Consider the following 19580-nt stretch of genomic DNA (forward strand, 5'->3'; position numbering starts at 1 on the left):
ATGGGCACGATCTTCGATCCCGAATCGGGGCGACGCCGCGTGGTGCACGCGTTGATCTTCACTGCGGTGTACTCGCGGCACATGTTCGTGTGGCTGACGTTTCACCAGACCCTGGAGGCGATCATCGCCGGTTGCGAGGCGGCCTGGCGATTCTTCGACGGTGTGTTCAAGGTGTTGATCCCTGACAACATGACACCGATTGTGCCCAAGGCAGATTCGACCGACCCGCAGTTCAGTGTGGGCTGGACGGAGTACTCCCAAGCCCGCGGATTTTTCACCGACCCGGCCCGGGTGGCGCATCCGTGCGACAAACCCAGGGTGGAACGCATGGTCCAGTACGTGCGCGGTAACTTCTTCGCCGGCGAGGAGTTCACCGACCTGGTCGACGCCCAAGCCCATGCTGACCTCTGGTGTGCTGAGAAGGCTGGTCAGCGTATTCACGGCACCACCTGCCAGCGTCCCGCCGTGGTGTTCGCCGAGTGCGAGGCCGGGTTGCTGCTGCCCGCCCCCGCGGCGGTCTACCAAGTGCCGATCTACGCGCAAGCGAAGGTGCATCGTGACTACCATATTCAAGTCGATCGAGCCTTGTACTCGATCCCTGAACACCTTCGCGGACAGACTGTTTCGGTGCGTGCCGATGGCGAGTTGGTCAAGGCGTTTCACCGTGGCAAGCTGGTCAAGGCCCATCCTCGCCAGCCCGCCGGCGGGCGATCCACCGACCCGGGGGATCTGCCCGCTGACAAGACCGGCTATGCGATGCGGGATCTGACGCGGCTGATCGCCACCGCGACCGGCCACGGCCCAGATATCGGCATCTACGCCGAACGCCTGCTCGACCACCAGCTGCCGTGGACGCGGATGCGCCAGGTCTACCGGCTGTTGGGGCTGGTCAAACGCTACGGTCCGACACCGGTGGACACCGCCTGCGGGCGCGCCCTGGAACTCGACGTCATCTCGGTATCCAAGATCGCCGCCATGCTTGCCAAGGCCACCGAGAACACCCCCGCAGAGGCACCACGGGCAGCTTCGGGACTGGCCCCGGCCCGGTTCGCCCGCGACCCCGGCGAATACCGCCCACAAGGCCGTCAGCGACCCGATTGGCTGCACGTCATCGACGGCGGCACCACGGCTGCCACCACCGACAATGAGGGGCTGTGATAATCATGGCGACCAAACCCGTTGTCACCGACCCGATCTCACTCGACCTCAAGAACGTGATGCGCCAACTCAAACTCGGACGGATGCTCGACACCCTGCCCGAGCGGCTCACCTTGGCCCACCAGCAGCACCTATCGCATGCCGCGTTTCTGGAGTTGATCCTCGCCGATGAAGCCACCCGCCGCGACAACAGCTCCGCAGCACGGCGTGCCCGCGACGCCGGCCTGGATGCGGCCATGCGCCTGGACTCCTGGGATGAGTCCGCCGCGGTGCGCTACGACCGCACCCTGTGGACCGACCTGACCAGCCTCCGGTTCCTCGACGGCCCCCACGGCGCCCTGCTGCTCGGACCGGTCGGGGTCGGAAAAACGCACCTGGCCACCACGCTGGGGCACATCGCCGTGCGGCGTCGCATCCCCACCTTGATGCTGCGTGCTGATGCAATGTTCAAGCGGCTCAAAGCATCCCGGCTGGACAACAGCACCGAAGCCGAGATGCGCCGGCTATCCCAGATCCGACTGCTGATCATCGACGACTTCGCTCTGCAGCCCATGGACGCCACCGCGACCGCCGACTTCTACGAGCTCATCGTCGCTCGCCACCAGCGAGCTTCGACCGTGCTGACCTCCAACCGCAGCCCCGACGAATGGCTGGCCGTCATGACCGACCCGCTGCTGGCCCAATCCGCCGTCGACCGGCTCACCTCAACCGCGCACGAACTCGTCATCGAAGGCCAGTCCTACCGACGCCGCCAAAAACCCTCAGTTGACACCCAGCCGACGACCACCGATCATCCCCACTGAGCCAAACAGGTGGTCCATAGTTACTGGCCAACCGGTGGTCCCATCCTCCTGGCAAATGACACCCGGTCGCCGCTTGCCGCCTCTACCAGCGGCCAGGCCCTATCACCCCGGTGTTCGTCCCGTCGTCCGGGGTTAGAAATAACGAGGCATCATCGGGGGTTCACTCGCGTTCACCCGTCCGGCCTTCCCCTTGCCCGGTTGCTCCCCCAGACGGAACAGGGGCCCTTGGGCTTCTACCCTGGGCTTCGCACCCCAACGGACACGGCCCGTCGACGCACGCCAGGGCGGGGATCGATCTGGAACACTGATCGAGAACTACGCACCCGGCATAACCGGCCTCCAATCTGCGAGTCCACTCGCCATGCGCGACCTCGCGTCGCACGTGAGAACTTTCTTTACTGGTATTAAAGAACTACCGGCGTTTCCGTGGCCTCACCAAGCGGGGCGTCGGTAGGGTCCGCGTCCGAACCGGTGCGGTCTGACTCATTTCTTTACCGGTCGCGAGCAGTGTGGTGTGCCTGCAATCGTCAGATCCGTCGACCACACCTGGTTCGGCGCGGAACCGCCGGACGGAGTGACCTGACAGGAGCGCGACCAAGCATCTCGTAGCAGTACCGTCCCCGCCCGACGGCTTCGCCCTTCACCCCATCCGCGAATACTCCGGTCACAGGAAGGGCCGCAATGGAATCCGCCACTGCCGTATCCACCCAACCACAGGTCACCGTCGGCATCGACACGGGCAAGCAGTTCCACGTCGCCCACGCCGCCGATCAGATCGGCCGGCCGCTGGGCAGCCACCGGATGCCAACCACCACCGCTGGATACCGGCAATTCGTGTCCTGGGCCCACGGGCTGGGCCAACTCGTCACGATCGGGGTCGAAGGCTCGGGCCACTACGGCGCGGGCCTGGCCCGGCACCTGCGCGCCGAGGGCATCACGGTCGCCGAGGTCGGCCGACCCAAATGCCAACGCACGGCGCGCTACGGCAAATCCGATGACGCCGACGCCGCCGGGGCTGCCGCCATCGTGTTGGCCGGAGAAGCTCTCGGCGAGCTGAAATCCGCCGACGGCCCCGCTGAAATGGTGCGCATCTTGCGGGTCGCTCGGACCAGTGCCGTGCGTGCCCGCGCCAAGGCTTACACCGCCTTGCAATCTCTTCTGGTCACCGCACCGTCAATGCTGCGTGAACAGCTGGCCGGCCTCTACAAAGACCGCCTCATCGCCGCATGCGAGAACCTCTCGGAACCGGAAACCCTCACCAGCACAACAGATGCCATGATCCTCGCGATCAAATTACTGGCCGCCCGCTGCCGCGAACTCGACGCCGAATCCGAACGGCTCGCCCAACACCTCGACGCCATCACCTCGGCTGCCGCGCCGACGTTGCGCGCCGTCTACGGCGTCGGCCCCGACACCGCCGCCACCCTGCTGGCCGCGGTCGGCGACAACCCCGAACGGATCACCAACGACGCCGCATTCGCCAAACTCTGCGGAGTCAGCCCGCTGGACGCCTCCAGCGGCAAAACCGTCCGACACCGACTCAACCGGGGCGGTAACCGCGACGCCAACCGAGCCCTACACGTCATCCTGGTCGTCCGCCTGCGCCGCCACCAGCCCACCCGCGACTACCTGACGCGTCGCCTGGCCGAAGGCAAGACCAAAAACGAGATCAAGCGGTGCCTCAAGCGCTACATCGCCCGCGAAATCTTCCACGCCCTCCACCCGCCCAGAACACCCCTGAAAATCGTTGCCTGAACATAGGAGCATCTGCTGTCGAGAAAACCCACATGCCGCGATCACCCGTCAACGCTAGGCTTTCACGCGCCGCTCGGACTCCGTGGGCGATGCCATGTTCTGCGCCGTCGCACGCGGCAAAACTCAGATGCTGTTGCCAGACACAAAGCCGCCCCTGTGGGTGACATTCCACCAGATGTTGTCCAGTGCTGTCCATGCGGTGTCGTGGGTCATCAGCCAGTGCCCGTTCTGGAGTACAAAGACGGCTGGGCCGGGTCGGCAGCGGTTGCTCTCTATCGTCACCCCAGCGAAGTTGTCCGGGGCCGACTGGATGTTGGTGATAACCCAGTTGGTGGGCAGATGCCCGCGCGTACCCATGCGGTTCAGGTGGTCGTCAATGGTGGCGTCTTCATCCGGGGTGAACGGGGGCGTGACGATGTTCCCTTTGTCGGCGGCGGGGATGTTCGGATTGAACAACGCATTCAGAACGTCGATCACCTGATCTGCGGTGGGAACCGGCCCGTTGCAGGGTGGTTGGCCGGGGTCGCCGCAGTCCGCATGCGCTGGTGGTGCGCCCGTCACGACCGTTACCGGTGCGGCGATCAGCGCTGCCGCGAGCAGCGCCTGGGCGACACTGAATAATTTGGTCCGAGACATCAGAGATCCCTCTACTACGAGTCGGCTTTGATCCCCCACACCGCGTCGCCGGTAGCGGCCGGGCTGGTGGCGGTCGGGTCGTAGCTGTCGTCGGTCACGTAGACAGTGTCGTTGGCGGGGTCGTAGACCATCCCGCCGAGAAGCGCGGGAGTCCCGCCCACACCGTTAGTCTGGCCCACCATCCCGCCGACGTCGTAGCTGGTGACGGTGTTGGTGTCGAGGTTCAGCACCGACAGATTGTCGAAGAGCCCACCAGTGGTCATGTAGGCATCACCATCGGTGGTGTCGACAACCACCTCGCCCGGATTGATGCTGGGGTTAGCGACGAGGGTGTCAGAGTTCAGGTCGATCGTCAGCAGAAGTTCATTCTTGCCCACAATTTCGTGGGCGTAGAGATCGCCGTTGACGAGATCGTAGGGCACCACGGACGCGTGTGCGACGCCCGCGATGGTGTCGTTGGTGACGGTGTTGGTGGTGGGATCGATGACCGACAGTCCGTTGTTGGCGCCCCCGACGTAAAAGTCACCATTGGCGGAGTCGTAGACGATCCCCGACGGACCGGAGCTGTCGGGGAGGGTGAGGGTGTCGGTGACGGTGTTGGTGTGCGGATCGATCACGGTCACCGTGTCGCTGTCGGGGTTAGTGATGTAGAGGTCGCCGTTGGTCGGGGCGACCGCCATCTGGCCTGGAGCGACGCCGATCGTGATGGTGTCGGTGACGGTGTTGGTGGTCGGGTTGATCACCGAGACGGTTCCGGGCTGGGAGTCAGCCCAGTCGTTGGTGTTGATCACGTAGATATCACTGTTAGCGGGGTCGTAGGCGATTCCGGTCAGATCCCCGACGGTGGGGCCTGCCGGCCCGACGGTGATGGTGCCGACATTGGTGTTGGTGTCGGTGTTGATCACCGAGACGGTGCCATTGTAAGTATCGGCGACGTAGAGGTCATGGTTGGCGGGGTCGTAGGTGATCGCTCCGGGCCCGTCACCGGCGCTGGCGATGAACTCAAGGGGCGAGGTGGCCGTCGGTGGTGCCGGGAATGCGCCGTTGGCCCCGTCCCAACTCAAGGAACCATTGGAACCGAAGATCCCCCCGGACCCGCCACCGGCCCCGAGGCCACCGGTCCCGGCGACTCCGTTAGCCCCATCGGCCGCCCCGGCACCACCGAGGCCGCCGTGGCCGCCGTCACCACCGTTGCCCGCCGTGCCGGCATTACCGCCATCGCCGTAGAGCCAGCCACCATTGCCGCCGGCCCCGCCGTCGCCCCCGGCGCCGCCGTTTTGGCCCGCGCCGCCGGCCACCCCAGCCAGAGCGCTGTTGTTTGTCCCGTCGGCGCCGACCGCACCCGTACCGCCCTCGCCGCCGTTGCCGCCGATCCCGAAGAACCCGGTCGCGTTCCCGCCATCACCGCCGGCGCCACCATCGCCGCCCGGGGTGACCGCGTCACCGCCATCACCGCCGTTGCCGGCGATGCCGTAGCCGGTGTCACCACCAGCCCCACCGGCCGATCCGTCAAACCCGTTGCCGCCGTCCCCGCCGTCACCGTCATAGGCCACACCGCCCGCACCGCCGGGGTCACCGGCGATGGTGCTGTCCCAGCCGTTGCCGCCATCCCCGAACCACAACCCGCCCGCACCCCCATTCGGGTCGGCTTGGGTTCCGTTGGTGCCGTCACCGATCAACATGCCCTGGCCGCCCCAGGACTGCCATTCACTGTTGAGCTGGGCGTCGAACGCCTCACCTTGGGCGCTGTCGATCCAGTTCTGCTCCCAGGTGTGGATCGGGTCGTAAATGTTGGTCTCGTACCACTGCGTCAGGCTGTCGGTTGCCGCCGCCGAACCCGAGGCGTCCACGCTGGCCGCCGCGTGCACTGACGCCGCCACGACCGAGTCCAGACCACCCACATCGGTGTCGAGGTTGGGCACCACCGTGTCGACCCCCAAGCCCAGATCCGTAGCTGCACCCACACCAGCCTCCGACGACGCCATCGAGTCCATCAGCAGATCCATCATGTCGTCGATGTCCGCCCTGGCAGGACCGGCAGAACCCGCCGCGATCGCCACCGCAGCCGCCGCCGTCGTCAAGCCCGCACTCCACCCGGGCACACCACCACATCGGCTGCGATAGGTACTCATCAGTCCCCCTGGACCATCGACGTGCTCACGAGGCCAGAACACGTAAAAAACCGACTATAGCTGCCACCAGCCCTCCCCGAGGACCGTCTCCCCGCGGGGACGCGCTTCGCCGGGAGGCCCCGAGATACTTGGGTGATCTGCCACCCGGCGGGGCTATCGTGCTATAACCGCTGGTCACCACACCATCATGCACCCGGTTTATCCCGGACCGCGTGGGGGTAGATTACGGACTTGCGAGCAAGGTCGGATTTCTGTGCCGAAACATGCTCTAAGTCAACAGAATCCATTGTTGATGTTGCCATCCGTACTCCCGTACGACTGTCCTCCCGCACGACATCAGGGCGAGTCGAACACGGAGTGGTCGCCGATCCTGCGCCACCGGCAACGGAGTTCGTCGTCGACTGTGACCAGTTCGAAGGTGGCACGACCGTCTGGACTTGCGAACGACCAGGTCATTTCCAGTACGTTGGGCGCGCCCTGAACCGACTTGACTCGAAGCGACCTAGGCCAGGCGGCTGACGGATCGACCACCAGCGCGTCGCACGCTGGGATGAACTTGGTTGTCAGCACTCGACGGAACGCATCGCGATGCTCACGTTTGAGCCGACGGTAGTCGGCGTCGAACGCCGGTGTCGTTTCAAACTTCACTACCGATCAGCGTCCAGCCGATCCAGATGCTCCAACAAGGCGTCACCGTCTTGGTGGACCGTCACCCGCCCTGCCGCAATGTGGCCGTCAACTTCACGTTCACGCTGCTGCCAGTGCTCGATCCAAAACCATCGCTGATCGGCGGGGACGGGCAGCGACGGTCGGAGCTCCAGTACGCCGTCGTCGCGCTCGATGATCTCCACCTGCGCACCCGGCTCGTCCAGGTGCAGCCGACGCCGGACCTCCGCCGGCAGCGCGACAACACCCCGTGATTGCACGCCTACATACCCATGAAACGCCATGATGACAGTATTCCAACATTGCGGTAATGACGCAATGCAGTTCTACGTCATGCCGGCGTCCTTGGCCGTACTGACGATATGCATGCAGAGGGTAGATTCCGGACTTGCAACCAATCTGCGTTGTCTGTGTTGTTTCGACCATGTGCCATCAACAAAGCAGCTGGTGAAAGCGTCGGCGAGACCAGGGGGCATATTTAGAACACGCGAGGTGGCATCCATCGGTGAGCCTGGTTGCGATCCACGAACCGGCCCGACCGTGCGGCGTTCAGGCTTGGAGGACTCAGGACATCTGGCGGTCAGGCCGCGGTGTGTCCGCCATTGTCCAGCTTCTCCGCGATCCAGACTTTGATGAGTGATTGCCGGGTGACGCCTAGCCGGGTCGCTTCGCGGTCGAGTTGGGCGATCATCCACGCGGGGAAGTCGACGTTGACGCGCCGGTGCTCCTCCCCGGGCCGTCGCGCTCGCGCAGTATCGAGGGCACCGGCCATGTCCTGGCCGTTGTCGAACCGTTCGTCGAACTCGTCAGCTTTCATAGATCGCTGCCTCTCCTTCGCGTGAGCGGCGTACCGAGATGATCCGAACATGGTCGTCACGGTAGGTCACCACCGCTGACCAGCATCGACCGTCGATCTCACCGATCACCATCCACCTCGGCTCATCCGTCGTGCGTGCCGGCACCTCGACGCGATGCGGATCAGCCCAGATGGACTGTGCGGCGTCGAAGTCAATGCCATGCTTGGCAAGGTTTGCCGCGCTCTTGGCGGGGTCAAACTCGAAGTCAAGCATGCGTAGAAATTATACCGTAACGACACCAATTACGTTCAAGTGTTAGGCGACTCCTGGCAGTTGAATGCAGGTAGGTTAACGACTTGCGACAAACGTCGGTCACGTCATACCCCTGATCATTGGAGACGAAGCGATCAACCTCATGCATGCCAACTATAGTTGTATTATTCTAACTTTAGTTGGAGTAGGGGATGTCTGCGATGCAGCTCAACAAGCCGTTCGCCACGGTGACGCCGACCCTGGATGGTGACGTACTCGCGGTGCTGGCAACCGCCGAGGTAACGTTCACGATCGCGCAGATCCAGCGCATCCTGACTACGGTCTCGGGTGAGGGAATTCGCAAGGTGCTAACCCGGCTCACCTCCCAGGGGGTGGTGCTCCACGGTCAGGTCGGCCGGACCCACACCTACCGCCTCAACACCGAACATCTCGCGGCCGGACCGATCGCCGCGCTGTCACGCCTGACCGCCGCGTTCCTCGACCGCCTGGAGAAGCACCTGCAGGGGTGGGGTGCGCAGCTCGCGTACGCGGCCGTGTTCGGGTCGGCGGCAACGGGACGCATGACGCTCGACAGCGATATAGACCTGTTCCTGGTGCGCGCTTCCGGAACCGACCGCGACGAGGACCTGCAGTGGGAAGAGCGGCTGACCGAACTTGCGCGATCGGTCGCCGCGTGGACCGGGAACGACGGCCGGATCGTCGAATACACCACAGACGAGCTCATCGCTGCAGCGGTTGCCGGTGAGCCGCTGCTCGACGACATAGCCAAGCAAGGCCTAACTGTCGCGGGGACACGGTCGTGGCTGAATCGGCAACTGAGAGGGAGGTCCTGATGGCGGGACCACGCGACTGCGATTCCGCGGTCATCGCGGGACGCATGTCGAAGGCGACCGAATTCTTCGACGCCGCGGACCTCCTGGGGAAGGAGATGGTCAACGCAGCGGGTGATCTTTACGTCGACGCCGGCATCGCCGCAGCGGACGTGATCTGTTGCGTACGCCTCGGTGTGCACTCGAACACCGGCAACCACAACGAGGCCGTCGCGCTGCTGAAGCAGGCCGACAGCGGATCCGAGCGGCACTTGAACACGTTGCTGAACTTGAAGAACAAGGCGGCCTACACCCATCAGGACCTGACATCCGCCGAACTGAAGAAGATGAACCGCGCGGCCGAGCAGCTGGTGGAGACGGCCAAACGAGTGGTGGCATCGCGTACATGACGGTCCCACCCCGGCCGCCAGCCTGATCCAGCCGAACCACTACTAACGGCTGAGACCGCGCGAAAGGGGGTAGATTCCCGACTTGCGACCAAGGTGCGATGGCTGTGTCGCCCGGACCGCCCTGCGCCGAATGTGTACTCAGAGCGAGATTTTCGGCAATTCTTCGTGCCCGTTACACGTTCGGCGTATCAGGGGTCGAAGTGACGTCGCCATCCGCATCGACGAGGACCGCCTGCTCAACCCCCGCGCAGCGTGGTGATCACCGCGCTGAAGTCCTGCCCCGGGTGCTCGGCGGCGAACTCGGCGTAGATCTGCGCGGCATGGCTGCCCAGTGGCGCCGACGCGCCGGTGTCGTCGACGGCGTGCATGGCCAGGCCCAGGTCCTTGTTCATCAGCGCGGCGGCGAAGCCGGGTTCGAAGCCCCGGTTCGCCGGGGAGGTCGGCACCGGGCCGGGCACCGGGCAGTTGGTGTGCAGCGCCCAGCAGTTGCCGGTGGCGCCGGTCATCACGTCGAACAGCGCCTGGTCGGCCAGGCCCAGCTTCTCGGCGAGCACGAACGCCTCCGCGACCGCGATCTGCTGCACCGCCAGCACCATGTTGTTGCAGATCTTGGCGGCCTGGCCGGCGCCGGCGGCGCCACAGTGAATCACCTTGGCCGCCATGGGTTCTAGGATCGGTCGGGCGCGCTCCAGTGCCTCGGCGTCACCGCCGACCATGAACGCCAGCGTGCCCGCCGCGGCGCCGCCCACCCCGCCGGAGACCGGCGCGTCCAGCTGCGCCAGACCGTGTTCACCGGCCAGGGCGTGCGCCGCCCGGGCGTCGGCGACCGAGATCGTCGAACTGTCGATCAGCAGCGCACCCGGGCGGACCGCCGGCAGGATCTCGGTGTAGCAGGATTTCACCAGATCCCCGTTGGGCAGCATGGTGAGCACTTCGTCGGCGCCGGCCACCGCCTCGACGGCGCTGGGAAATACGGTGACGCCGGTGGTTTCGGCGGCCGCCGCGGCCGCCGGCACCGGGTCGAAGCCGCGGACGGTGTGTCCGGCCGCCACCAGATTCGCCGCCATCGGCCCGCCCATGTGGCCCAGGCCCAGGAACGCAACAGTCGCCACAAACGCCTCCTATATCCCAGCTCGGACCCGGTTGGCCTCGGCGCGGCCGACCACCATCCGCATGATCTCGTTGGTGCCCTCCAGAATCCGATGCACCCGCAGATCGCGGACGATCTTCTCCAAGCCGTACTCGCGCAGATACCCGTAGCCACCGTGCAGTTGCAGGGCCTTGTCCGCGACGTCGTAGCAGGCGTCGGTGACGTAGCGCTTGGCCATCGCGCACAACTCGACCTTGTCGGCGTCACCGTTGTCCAGCGCGGTGGCCGCGCGCCACAGCAGCAGGCGCGAGGTCTCCAGAGCGGTGGCCATGTCGGCGAACGTGAAGCGGATCGTCGGCTCGTCGAGCAGCGGCTTGCCGAACGCCTGCCGGTCGGCCAGATACCCGCCGGTCTTGTCGAACGCCGCCTGCCCGCCGCCGAGCGAGCAGGCCGCGATGTTGATCCGCCCGCCGTTGAGGCCGTTCATCGCGATCGAGAAGCCGGTTCCCTCGCCCTCCGGGCCGCCGAGCATCGCCTCGGCCGGCACCCGCACACCCTCGCAGATCACCTGGGCGGTGGGCTGGGCGTTCCAGCCCATCTTCTGCTCGGGCGGGCCGAAACTCAGTCCGGGCGTGCCCTTTTCGACGATGAACGTCGAGATGCCCCGTGGGCTGTCGTCTCCGGTGCGTGCCATCACCACGTACACATCCGACACCCCGGCGCCGGAGATGAACTGCTTGACACCGTCGAGCACGTAGTCTGCGCCTTGTCCGGGACCGGACCGCACCGCCCTGGTGGACAGCGCCGCGGCATCGGATCCGGCGCCCGGCTCGGTGAGGCAGTAGCTGGCGATCACCTCCATCGACGCCAGCCGCGACACCCAGTCCTTGCGCTGCTGCTCGGTGCCGTAGCTGTCGATCATCCAGGCGCACATGTTGTGGATCGACAGGTAGGAGGAGATCACCGGGTCGGCGATCGCGAGCTGCTCGAAGATCCGCACCCCGTCGAGTCGGCGCAGCCCGGAGCCGCCGGCATCCTCGCGGCAGTAGATCGCGGCCATCCCCAGCTCGGCCGCCTCCCGCATCACGTCCACCGGAAAGTGATGCGTGGCATCCCATTCCAGCGCGTACGGGGCGAGCCGCTTCGCAGCGAACGCCGCCGCGGTCTCGACGATCACCCGTTCCTCGTCGTTCATTGCGGTATCCATTGTGAGAGTCATTGCGTCAGGCCTTATTTCATCGTGGGCATGTGGAACTCGGCGCCGTCCTTGATGCCCGACGGCCAGCGCTGCGTGATGGTCTTGGTCTTGGTGTAGAACGTGATCGAGGCGGTGCCGTGCTGGTTGAGGTCGCCGAAGCCGGACCGCTTCCAGCCGCCGAATGAGTGGTAGGCCACCGGCACCGGGATCGGCACGTTGACGCCGACCATGCCGACCTGCACCCGCGAGCAGAAGTCCCGGGCGGTGTCGCCGTCGCGGGTGAAGATCGCCACCCCGTTGCCGTACTCATGCTCGGACGGAAGGCGAAGTGCCTCTTCGTAATCCGCGGCGCGGGCAATGCACAGCACCGGCCCGAAGATCTCGTCGGTGTAGATCGACATGTCGGAGGTGACGTGGTCGAACAGCGTCGGCCCGAGGAAGAACCCGGTCGTCAGGTCCGCGTCACCGTAGGTGGCGTCGTCGGCGCCGCGGGTCCGCCCGTCGACCACCAGCTCCGCCCCGGCCGCCACGCCGGCGTCGATGTAGCCGCGCACCCGCTGCACGGCGGCGCCGGTGACCAGCGGGCCGTAGTCGGCCTTCGGGTCCAGGCTGTGCCCGACCCGCAGGCCGTTGACCCGGTCCACCAGGCGTTCCCGCAACCGGTTTGCCGTGTCCTCGCCGACCGGCACCGCCACGCTGATCGCCATGCAGCGCTCCCCGGCGCTGCCGTAACCAGCGCCGATCAGCGCGTCGACGGCCTGGTCCAGGTCGGCGTCGGGCATCACGATCATGTGGTTCTTCGCCCCGCCGAAGCACTGGGCGCGCTTGCCGTGCGCGGTGGCTGTCGCGTAGATGTACTGCGCGATGTCGGTGGAACCGACGAAGCCGACCGCCGCGACGTCCGGGTGGGTCAGCAGGGCGTCCACGGCCTCCTTGTCGCCCTGCACCACCTGCAGCACCCCGGGCGGCAGGCCGGCCTCGAGGAACAACTCGGCGAGGCGCACCGGCACCGACGGGTCGCGCTCGGACGGCTTGAGGATGAACGCGTTGCCGCACGCCAGGGCCGGCCCGGCCTGCCACAGCGGGATCATCGCCGGGAAGTTGAACGGGGTGATCCCGGCGACCACCCCGAGCGGCTGGCGCAACGAGAACACGTCGATACCGGTGCCGGCGCCCTCGGTGTGCTCGCCCTTGAGCAGATGCGGGATGCCGACCGCGAACTCGATCACCTCGATGCCGCGCTGAATGTCGCCGTGCGCGTCGACGACGGTCTTGCCGTGCTCGGCCGAGAGCAGTTCGGCGAGTTCGTCGGCGTGGGTGTTGACCAGTTCGATGAAGCGCATCAGCACCCGGGCTCGGCGCTGCGGGTTGACCGCCGCCCACACCCGCTGCGCGGCGACCGCCGAGCTGACCGCGGCGTCCACCTCGGCCGCCGACGCCAGTGGCACCTTCGCCTGTACCGCGCCGGTGCTCGGATCGAAGACGTCGGCGGTGCGTGCGGAGTTTCCGGTGCTGCGGTGGCCATCGATGAAGTGCGGAATCTGTGTGGTCATGGCAATCCAATGTCGAAGGTGGGGAGAGCCGTTCGGCTCGACACCCAGAATACTAGGACATCCTAGTAACTGTGACCAGAGGGTGACCCGGTTCACAGCTGTCCCGCAGCGCTGCTGGCTACCGTGGCGCATCGGGCCGGAGACGCCGGTGTTCTCGCAGGGTGCCCACCGGAGGTGGTGAATGGCGATGGTGTCCGTGCCGCCCGGAGACGACTCACCCACCCTCGGGATCCGGCTACCCCGGCGGTCCGGCACACAGCTGATCGGCCGCCGGGCGGACTGCGACATCGTGGTGGACGACCCGCTGGTCTCGCGGGTGCACGCAACGCTCTTCAGCAACGGTCCGGAGCTCGCGATCGCGGACAACGTCAGCATCAACGGCACGTTCGTCGACGGCCGCCGCATCACCGCGCGCACCCCGCTGCGCGACGGCGACGTCGTCACCGTCGGCAACAGCGACTTCGTCGTCGCCGGCGGCACACTGCGGGCCGGGCCGGCCGCCACCGGCGCCGGGGGAGTCGAGGCGGATCGGCTGAGCCTGGTCATCGACGGCCGCCCGCTGCTGTCCGACGTCTCCTTCGCCGCGCGGCCCGGCACCCTGACCGCGGTGATCGGGCCGTCCGGGGCGGGCAAATCCACCCTGATCAGGTTGCTGGGCGGGGCCACGCGACCCACCCTCGGCCGGGTCACGTTCGACGGTCATGACGTGCACGCCGAGTACGCCTCGTTGCGCTCACGCATCGGCGTGGTGCCGCAGGACGACGTGGTGCACCGCCAGCTCACCGTCGAGCAGGCCCTGGGCTACGCCGCGGAGCTGCGGCTGCCGCCGGACACCTCTGCTGCCGACCGTCGCGCCGTGGTAGACCGGGTCATCGACGAGCTGGAGCTGACCGCGCACCGCGGGACGCGGGTGGACAAGCTCTCCGGCGGGCAGCGCAAGCGGGCATCGGTGGCGATGGAACTGCTCACCGGGCCGTCGCTGCTGATCCTCGACGAGCCGACCTCCGGGCTGGACCCCGCCCTGGACCGCCAGGTGATGACGATGCTGCGCCGGCTCGCCGATGCCGGCCGGGTGGTCGTGGTGGTGACGCATTCGCTGACCTACCTGGACATGTGCGATCAGGTGCTGCTGCTCGCCGCCGGCGGCACGACCGCGTTCGTCGGTCCGCCGGGGGCGATCGGTGCGGCGATGGGCGGGACCGACTGGGCGGACATCTTCGCGTTCGTCAGCTCCGACCCGGGCGCCGCCCACCGCCGCTACCTGGCCGCGCGGCCGCCGTCGCGTGCGGCTCAACCGATCCCGGCGCCGGCCCCCGGCGGCCCGCCCGGCCGTCCGGCCCGCACCAGTCTGCGGCGCCAGATCTCCAGCGTGGCCCGGCGCCAGGTCCGGCTGATCGTCGCCGACCGCGGCTATTTCGTGTTCCTGGCGCTGCTGCCGTTCATCCTCGGGGCGCTGGCGCTGGTGGTGCCGGGCAGCAGCGGTTTCGGGGTCGCCGACCCGCGGAGTGACACCCCCGACGAGGCGTCGGAGATCCTGGTGGTGCTGCTGGTCTCGGTGGTGTTCATGGGCACCGCGCTGACGATCCGGGATCTGGTGGGGGAGCGGCCGATCTTCCGGCGAGAGCAGGCGGTGGGCCTGTCGGCGTCGGCGTACCTGACCGCCAAGATCGTGGTCTACAGCCTCGCCGCGCTGCTGCAGACCGCGGTGCTGACGGCGATCGCGATCGTCGGGAAGGGCAAACCCACCCAGGGTGCGGCGCTGCTCGGCAGCCCGGTCGCCGAGCTGTATCTGGCGCTGGCGCTCACCGCCGTCGTCTCCGCGCTGATCGGGCTGGGGCTGTCGTCGCTGGCGAAGTCCAACGAGCAGATCCTGCCGATGCTCGTGGTGGTGATCATGGTCTCGCTGGTCTTCTCCGGCGGCATGTTCCCGATCGGCAACCGGGCCGGGCTCAACCAGCTGTCCTGGTATCTGCCGTCGCGGTGGGGTTACGCGGCCACCGCGTCCACCGTCGACCTGATGGCAGTCGACCCGATCTCCCCGCACGATCAGCTGTGGACGCACGCGGGACGCTGGTGGCTGGCCGACATGACCATCCTGGCGATCCTGGGCGCGGTCTGGGCGGCGCTGGTGCGCTGGCGGTTACGGCTGCCGGGGCGCGGTTAGGGCTGCCTCCAGGTGGGCAGCAGGCCCGCTGCCTGCACGTCGGCCAGGGTGGGTGCGGCGGCGTCGCGCTCGGAGAGCAGCGGCGGGTGCTCGCCCGGCCAGTCGATGCCGATCGCCGGGTCGGTGGGGCAGACGGTGTGCTCGCGCTGCGGGTCGTAGCCCGCCGAGCAGAGATACATCACCGTCGAATCGTTTTCCAGCGCAAGGAATCCGTGCGCGAGTCCTTCGGCGATGTACACCGACCGGCGGTCCCTCGTGTCCAGCAGCACCGCGTCCCAGGCACCGAACGTCGGTGAGCCAACCCGGATGTCGACGACGACGTCGAAAACCGATCCGGTCACGCAGGTGACGTATTTGGCCTGCCCCGGTGGAACCTGCGCGAAGTGCAGCCCGCGCAGCACCCCGGCCGACGACACCGAGCAGTTGGCCTGCCGCAGGTCGAAACGGTGCCCGGCGAACCCGGTGAACTCGGTGTCGGTGAACCACTCGAAGAACACCCCGCGCGCGTCGGCGTGCTGGGTCGGGGTGAGCTCCCACGCCCCCGGGATCGCCAGTTCCCGCACCGCCATCTCACTGCCCCCGCTGCGCGTAGGCGGCTTCGGCGGCGTCTTTCATCGGCGCCCACCAGGACTCGTTGGCCCGGTACCACTCGACGGTGTCGCGCAGGCCGGCTTCGAAGTCGGTGTGCCGGGGCTGCCAGCCGAGTTCGTCGCGCAGCCCGGACCAGTCGATGGCGTAGCGCAGGTCGTGACCGGCCCGGTCGGTGACGTGGTCGAAGTCGTCGGGGTCACGGCCCATGATCGTCAGGATCGACTGCAGCACAAGGAGATTGCTGCGCTCGCCGTCGGCGCCGATCAGATACGTGCGCCCGGGGTGGCCGTGGTGCAGGATCTGCCAGACCGCGTCGTTGTGGTCGTCGACGTGGATCCAGTCGCGGACGTTGGCGCCGCTGCCGTACAGCTTGGCCCGCCGCCCGGTCAGCAGGTTGGTGATCTGCCGGGGGATGAACTTCTCCACGTGCTGGAACGGGCCGTAGTTGTTGGAGCAGTTCGAGATCGTCGCCGCCACGCGATAGGACCGCACCCAGGCCCGCACCAGCAGGTCGGCGGCCGCCTTGGTCGACGAGTACGGGCTCGACGGCCGGTACGGGCTGGTCTCGGCGAACCGGCGCGGGTCGTGCAGGTCCAGTTCGCCGTAGACCTCGTCGGTGGAGACGTGGTGCAGGCGCACCCGGTGCCGGCGCACCGCCTCCAGCACCGTGAACGTCCCGACCACGTTGGTGTGCAGGAACGGTTGCGGGTCGGCCAGTGCGTTGTCGACGTGGGTCTCGGCGGCGAAGTGCACCACCGCGTCGGCGTCGCCGACCAACTCGGTGACCAGGCCGGCATCGGTGACGTCGCCCTCCACCAGTTCGACGGTGTCACCGACCCCGGCCAGTGCCTCCCGGCTGCCCGCGTAGGTCAGCGCGTCGAGCACGGTCACCGCGGTGTCGGGGTGCTCGCGGGTGACGGTGCGCACGAAGTTCGCGCCGATGAACCCGGCGCCGCCGGTGACCAGCAGTCGCATGCAGCAAACCTTAGTGCCCGGCCTCGCAACGATCGACCCGTCCGCCCCAACCGTCACCGGTTAGGAGGATGTGCCGTTGTGCCCGCCTTGGCGCGACAACGGGTGTTAGCGCAGGCGTGCGGCGACGTCAGGGCGCGGATTGTCGCGTAGAGGCGGGCACACGCGACACCTGTCTCGATGCGGTGACGGCTGGGGCTGGTGTTGCTCGAACGCCCAGCCGCCTCAGCGCAGCCCCAGCGGCTCCGCCAGCTCGGTCAGGGTCGGCAGCAGCGCCTTCCAGCCGCCGAGCACCTGGATCGTCACGTGGTCGGCGCCGGCGGACAGGTGCTCACCGAGGCGCGCGGCGACGGAGTCCGGGGTGCCGTGCGCGATGACGGCGTCGATCAGCCGGTCACTGCCCGGCGCGGCCACGTCGTCGTCACCGAACCCCAGCCGCCGCCAGTTGTTGACGTAGTTCGACAGCCGCAGGTAGAAGCCGACCGCGTCGCGCCCGGCCGTACGGGCCGCGGCGACGTCGGTCGACAGGACCACCTTGTGTTCGGGTGCCAGCAGCGCCGCCGGGCCGAGCAGTTCGCGGGCGTGCGCGGTGTGTTCCGGGGTGGTCAGGTACGGGTGCGCCCCGGCGCTGCGCTCCGCGGCCAGCCGCAGCACCCGCGGCCCGAGCGCGGCCAGCACCCGGCGCTCCATCGGAACCCCCGCGGCGTCCAGCGCGTCCAGGTAATCCACCAGCGCCTCGTACGGCGACCGGTACTCGGCGGTCGCCTCCGGGTGGCCGACGCCGACACCGAGCAGGAACCGGCCCGGGTAGGCGGCGTCGATGCGGTGAAAGGATTCCGCGACCGGCCCCGCCGGTGCCGACCAGACGTTGACGATCCCGGTGGCGACCGAAAGCGTCGACGTCGCCGCCAGCAGCGGCTCGGCGAAGGCCAGGTCCGCGGCCGGCGACCCGCCCACCCAGATCGCGCCGTAGCCGAGCCGTTCGATCTCCGCGGCCTGCGCAGGCGTGGGCGAGCCACCCGTCCAGACCCCGTAGCGGCCCAGCTCCGGTTTGAGCGTCATGACTCGCCCCCGGAACGCAGCATCGCCGCGACGTCGATCCCGGACGACTTCAGCGTCTCCAGCACCTTGGCGATACCCAGCGGGCTGATCCCGAGCAGCCCGCCGATGGCCTCCTGCGCGTCGCCGGAGCCGCCGACGATCGACAGCCGCTCGATGTCGCTGAGCGGGGCGGCCGCGGCCTGGGTGGCCTGCACCACCGAGGCCAGCACGTCCGGCAGCATCAGCATCCGCGCCGCCTCCGCGCTGTAGCTGTTCAGCGAGGCCGCGATCTCCTTCTTGCCGGCGGCCTCGGCCATCAGCTTGGCCTGGATGCCGTCGGCCTCGGCCTGCTGCTCCACCCGCAGCGCGTCGGCCAGTTCCTTCTTACCGGCGGCTTCGGCGACCAGCTTGGCCTGCAGGGCGTCGGCCTCGGCCTGGCGTTCCACCCGCAGCGCGTCGGCGGCGGACTTGCGGGCGTCGGCCTCGGCGGCACCCGCCCGTCGCGCCGCCTCGGCCTGCGCCTCGGCGGTCAGGATCGCCGACTGCCGCTGCCCCTCGGCGCGGGCGATGTCGGCTTGACGCTGGGCTTCGGCGGGGGCGATCACGTCGGCCTGCAGCGCGGCCTGGGCTTGCTCGGCGCGGCGCTGCTCCACCTCGATGCGGGCCTGCACCCGGGCGGCCTCGGCCTGCTCGGTGGCGATACCGACGTCCTTCTCGGCGCGGGCGTGCGCCAGCGGGCCGGCCTGGTCGGCCTGGGCGTTCTCCGCTTCGGTCTGCGCGCGCAGCCGGGCCAGCTCCACGTCGCGCTTCTGGTTGGCGGCGGCGATCGCGGTGTCGGCCTCGGCCTGGGCGACCGAGCCGGCCTGACGGGCCTTGGCGGACTGGATCTGGGCATCCCGGTCGGCCTCGGCGGTGCCGATCGTGGCGTCCCGCTTCACCTCGGCGATCCGGCGCTGACCCAGCGACTCCAGGTAGCCGTTGTAGTCGGAGATACCGGCGATCTTGAGGACGTCGACCTCCATGCCGATGCGGGCCAGGTCGCTGCCGGCCTCCTCGACCACGTTGCGGGCCAGCGTGTCGCGGTTGGAGTTGAGGTCCTCGACGGTCATGGTCGCGGTGATGCCGCGCAGGCTGCCGGCCAGGATCTCGTTGATCTGCCGCTGCAGCTCAGCCAGGTTGGAGGTGAGGAACCGCTGCACGGCGGTCTGCACGGCCTCGTCGGCCGAGCCGATGCGGACCAGTCCGACGGCCTCGACGTTCACCGGCACACCGTTGTTGGACAGCGCGTTCTGCAGGTTGATGCTGACGTTGAACGGCTCCAGGCTCATGATGTCGACCCGCTCGATGCCCGGCAGCCGGAACCGGGCGCCGCCGCGCACCACCTTCGGCTGGCCGCGGCCGGTGAACACCGCCACCTCGTTGGGGGGCACCTTGATGTAGTTCTTGACGTAGATCACCGGCAGCCCGACCAGCACCAGCAGTGCGGCCAGTGCGATGACGACGACGATCAAGACCAGTGACATGGACACTGC

18 protein-coding genes and 1 pseudogene are annotated in these 19580 nt (G+C 67.7%); 6 read left to right on the forward strand and 13 right to left on the reverse strand.

From position 1 onward, the window contains the following. From KIH27_RS18675 to KIH27_RS18685, 3 genes are all read left to right on the forward strand, one after another. The coding region (locus tag KIH27_RS18675) for a Mu transposase domain-containing protein (RefSeq protein ID WP_214094470.1) at positions 1-1158 on the forward strand (1158 nt) is incomplete at its 5' end. A gap of 5 nt (positions 1159-1163) precedes the next feature. Further along, positions 1164-1961, forward strand: coding sequence for an IS21-like element helper ATPase IstB (gene istB, locus KIH27_RS18680; RefSeq protein ID WP_214094471.1), 798 nt, complete (start codon positions 1164-1166; stop codon positions 1959-1961). A gap of 681 nt (positions 1962-2642) precedes the next feature. Beyond that, a complete protein-coding gene (locus KIH27_RS18685; protein WP_214094472.1) occupies positions 2643-3716 on the forward strand; it encodes an IS110 family RNA-guided transposase in 1074 nt (357 codons plus the stop codon). A 123-nt stretch (positions 3717-3839) separates the two neighbouring features. Here KIH27_RS18685 and KIH27_RS18690 read toward each other — a convergent pair whose 3' ends face one another. The 6 genes from KIH27_RS18690 to KIH27_RS18715 form a co-directional block, all read right to left on the reverse strand. Next, entirely contained in the window at positions 3840-4352 is a 513-nt protein-coding gene (locus KIH27_RS18690; RefSeq protein ID WP_214094473.1) for an MTB12 C-terminal domain-containing protein, read from the reverse strand. Between the two features lie 14 nt (positions 4353-4366). Further along, a complete protein-coding gene (locus tag KIH27_RS23055) occupies positions 4367-6484 on the reverse strand; it encodes a YncE family protein (RefSeq protein ID WP_214094474.1) in 2118 nt (705 codons plus the stop codon). A 336-nt stretch (positions 6485-6820) separates the two neighbouring features. After that, positions 6821-7132, reverse strand: a complete 312-nt coding sequence (locus KIH27_RS18700; RefSeq protein WP_214094475.1) for a hypothetical protein — start codon at positions 7130-7132, stop codon at positions 6821-6823. Next, positions 7132-7434: an AbrB/MazE/SpoVT family DNA-binding domain-containing protein gene (locus KIH27_RS18705; RefSeq protein ID WP_214094476.1), complete on the reverse strand. Its 303-nt coding sequence runs from the start codon at positions 7432-7434 to the stop codon at positions 7132-7134. Before KIH27_RS18705 ends, KIH27_RS18700 begins: the two co-directional genes overlap by 1 nt. 296 nt (positions 7435-7730) lie before the next feature. Further along, complete coding sequence (brnA, locus tag KIH27_RS18710) at positions 7731-7967, reverse strand: type II toxin-antitoxin system BrnA family antitoxin (protein WP_214094477.1); 237 nt, start codon at positions 7965-7967, stop codon at positions 7731-7733. After that, positions 7957-8220 carry a BrnT family toxin gene (locus KIH27_RS18715; RefSeq protein ID WP_214094478.1) on the reverse strand — a complete coding sequence of 88 codons (264 nt, stop codon included), beginning with the start codon at positions 8218-8220 and terminating at the stop codon, positions 7957-7959. Before KIH27_RS18715 ends, brnA begins: the two co-directional genes overlap by 11 nt. A 200-nt stretch (positions 8221-8420) precedes the next feature. Between KIH27_RS18715 and KIH27_RS18720 the strand changes: the two genes are divergently transcribed. Both KIH27_RS18720 and KIH27_RS18725 read left to right on the forward strand, forming a co-directional pair. Beyond that, positions 8421-9053, forward strand: coding sequence for a nucleotidyltransferase domain-containing protein (locus KIH27_RS18720; protein ID WP_214094479.1), 633 nt, complete (start codon positions 8421-8423; stop codon positions 9051-9053). Beyond that, complete coding sequence (locus KIH27_RS18725) at positions 9053-9439, forward strand: hypothetical protein (RefSeq protein ID WP_214094480.1); 387 nt, start codon at positions 9053-9055, stop codon at positions 9437-9439. Before KIH27_RS18720 ends, KIH27_RS18725 begins: the two co-directional genes overlap by 1 nt. A 236-nt stretch (positions 9440-9675) precedes the next feature. Here KIH27_RS18725 and mmsB read toward each other — a convergent pair whose 3' ends face one another. Genes mmsB through KIH27_RS18740 form a run of 3 tightly spaced genes read right to left on the reverse strand, consistent with a single transcriptional unit; the run spans position 9676 to position 13280 of the window. After that, entirely contained in the window at positions 9676-10551 is an 876-nt protein-coding gene (gene mmsB, locus KIH27_RS18730; protein WP_214094481.1) for a 3-hydroxyisobutyrate dehydrogenase, read from the reverse strand. A 9-nt stretch (positions 10552-10560) separates the two neighbouring features. Then, complete coding sequence (locus KIH27_RS18735) at positions 10561-11724, reverse strand: acyl-CoA dehydrogenase family protein (RefSeq protein ID WP_372451423.1); 1164 nt, start codon at positions 11722-11724, stop codon at positions 10561-10563. Positions 11725-11759: 35 nt separating this feature from the next. Then, positions 11760-13280, reverse strand: coding sequence for a CoA-acylating methylmalonate-semialdehyde dehydrogenase (locus KIH27_RS18740; protein ID WP_214094483.1), 1521 nt, complete (start codon positions 13278-13280; stop codon positions 11760-11762). Positions 13281-13527: 247 nt separating this feature from the next. Here KIH27_RS18740 and KIH27_RS18745 point away from each other — a divergent pair. Then, a pseudogene (locus KIH27_RS18745) lies at positions 13528-15444 on the forward strand (ATP-binding cassette domain-containing protein); the annotation flags it as partial. Here KIH27_RS18745 and rfbC read toward each other — a convergent pair. From rfbC to KIH27_RS18765, 4 genes are all read right to left on the reverse strand, one after another. Beyond that, positions 15441-16013, reverse strand: a complete 573-nt coding sequence (gene rfbC / locus KIH27_RS18750) for a dTDP-4-dehydrorhamnose 3,5-epimerase (RefSeq protein WP_214094485.1) — start codon at positions 16011-16013, stop codon at positions 15441-15443. The pseudogene KIH27_RS18745 and the gene rfbC overlap by 4 nt on opposite strands. Before the next feature lies 1 nt (position 16014). Next, complete coding sequence (gene rfbB, locus KIH27_RS18755) at positions 16015-17010, reverse strand: dTDP-glucose 4,6-dehydratase (protein ID WP_214094486.1); 996 nt, start codon at positions 17008-17010, stop codon at positions 16015-16017. 222 nt (positions 17011-17232) lie between these two features. Then, a complete protein-coding gene (locus tag KIH27_RS18760) occupies positions 17233-18069 on the reverse strand; it encodes an LLM class F420-dependent oxidoreductase (RefSeq protein WP_214094487.1) in 837 nt (278 codons plus the stop codon). Further along, positions 18066-19571, reverse strand: a complete 1506-nt coding sequence (locus tag KIH27_RS18765; RefSeq protein ID WP_214094488.1) for a flotillin family protein — start codon at positions 19569-19571, stop codon at positions 18066-18068. Before KIH27_RS18765 ends, KIH27_RS18760 begins: the two co-directional genes overlap by 4 nt. Positions 19572-19580 lie beyond the last annotated feature (9 nt).

The organism is Mycolicibacter acidiphilus (assembly GCF_018455725.1).
Lineage (GTDB): Bacteria > Actinomycetota > Actinomycetes > Mycobacteriales > Mycobacteriaceae > Mycobacterium > Mycobacterium acidiphilum.

Excerpts from the sequence above, each read along its gene's own strand:
- KIH27_RS18765 (WP_214094488.1), bottom strand. The coding sequence starts at position 19,571 with ATGTCACTGGTCTTGATCGTCGTCGTCATCGCACTGGCCGCACTGCTG.
- KIH27_RS18760 (WP_214094487.1), bottom strand. The coding sequence starts at position 18,069 with ATGACGCTCAAACCGGAGCTGGGCCGCTACGGGGTCTGGACGGGTGGC.
- KIH27_RS18720 (WP_214094479.1), top strand. The coding sequence starts at position 8,421 with ATGCAGCTCAACAAGCCGTTCGCCACGGTGACGCCGACCCTGGATGGT.
- KIH27_RS18740 (WP_214094483.1), bottom strand. The coding sequence starts at position 13,280 with ATGACCACACAGATTCCGCACTTCATCGATGGCCACCGCAGCACCGGA.
- KIH27_RS18685 (WP_214094472.1), top strand. The coding sequence starts at position 2,643 with ATGGAATCCGCCACTGCCGTATCCACCCAACCACAGGTCACCGTCGGC.
- KIH27_RS18715 (WP_214094478.1), bottom strand. The coding sequence starts at position 8,220 with ATGCTTGACTTCGAGTTTGACCCCGCCAAGAGCGCGGCAAACCTTGCC.
- rfbB (WP_214094486.1), bottom strand. The coding sequence starts at position 17,010 with ATGCGACTGCTGGTCACCGGCGGCGCCGGGTTCATCGGCGCGAACTTC.
- KIH27_RS18735 (WP_372451423.1), bottom strand. The coding sequence starts at position 11,724 with ATGAACGACGAGGAACGGGTGATCGTCGAGACCGCGGCGGCGTTCGCT.
- rfbC (WP_214094485.1), bottom strand. The coding sequence starts at position 16,013 with ATGGCGGTGCGGGAACTGGCGATCCCGGGGGCGTGGGAGCTCACCCCG.
- istB (WP_214094471.1), top strand. The coding sequence starts at position 1,164 with ATGGCGACCAAACCCGTTGTCACCGACCCGATCTCACTCGACCTCAAG.
- KIH27_RS23055 (WP_214094474.1), bottom strand. The coding sequence starts at position 6,484 with ATGAGTACCTATCGCAGCCGATGTGGTGGTGTGCCCGGGTGGAGTGCG.
- KIH27_RS18705 (WP_214094476.1), bottom strand. The coding sequence starts at position 7,434 with ATGGCGTTTCATGGGTATGTAGGCGTGCAATCACGGGGTGTTGTCGCG.
- KIH27_RS18690 (WP_214094473.1), bottom strand. The coding sequence starts at position 4,352 with ATGTCTCGGACCAAATTATTCAGTGTCGCCCAGGCGCTGCTCGCGGCA.
- KIH27_RS18725 (WP_214094480.1), top strand. The coding sequence starts at position 9,053 with ATGGCGGGACCACGCGACTGCGATTCCGCGGTCATCGCGGGACGCATG.
- brnA (WP_214094477.1), bottom strand. The coding sequence starts at position 7,967 with ATGAAAGCTGACGAGTTCGACGAACGGTTCGACAACGGCCAGGACATG.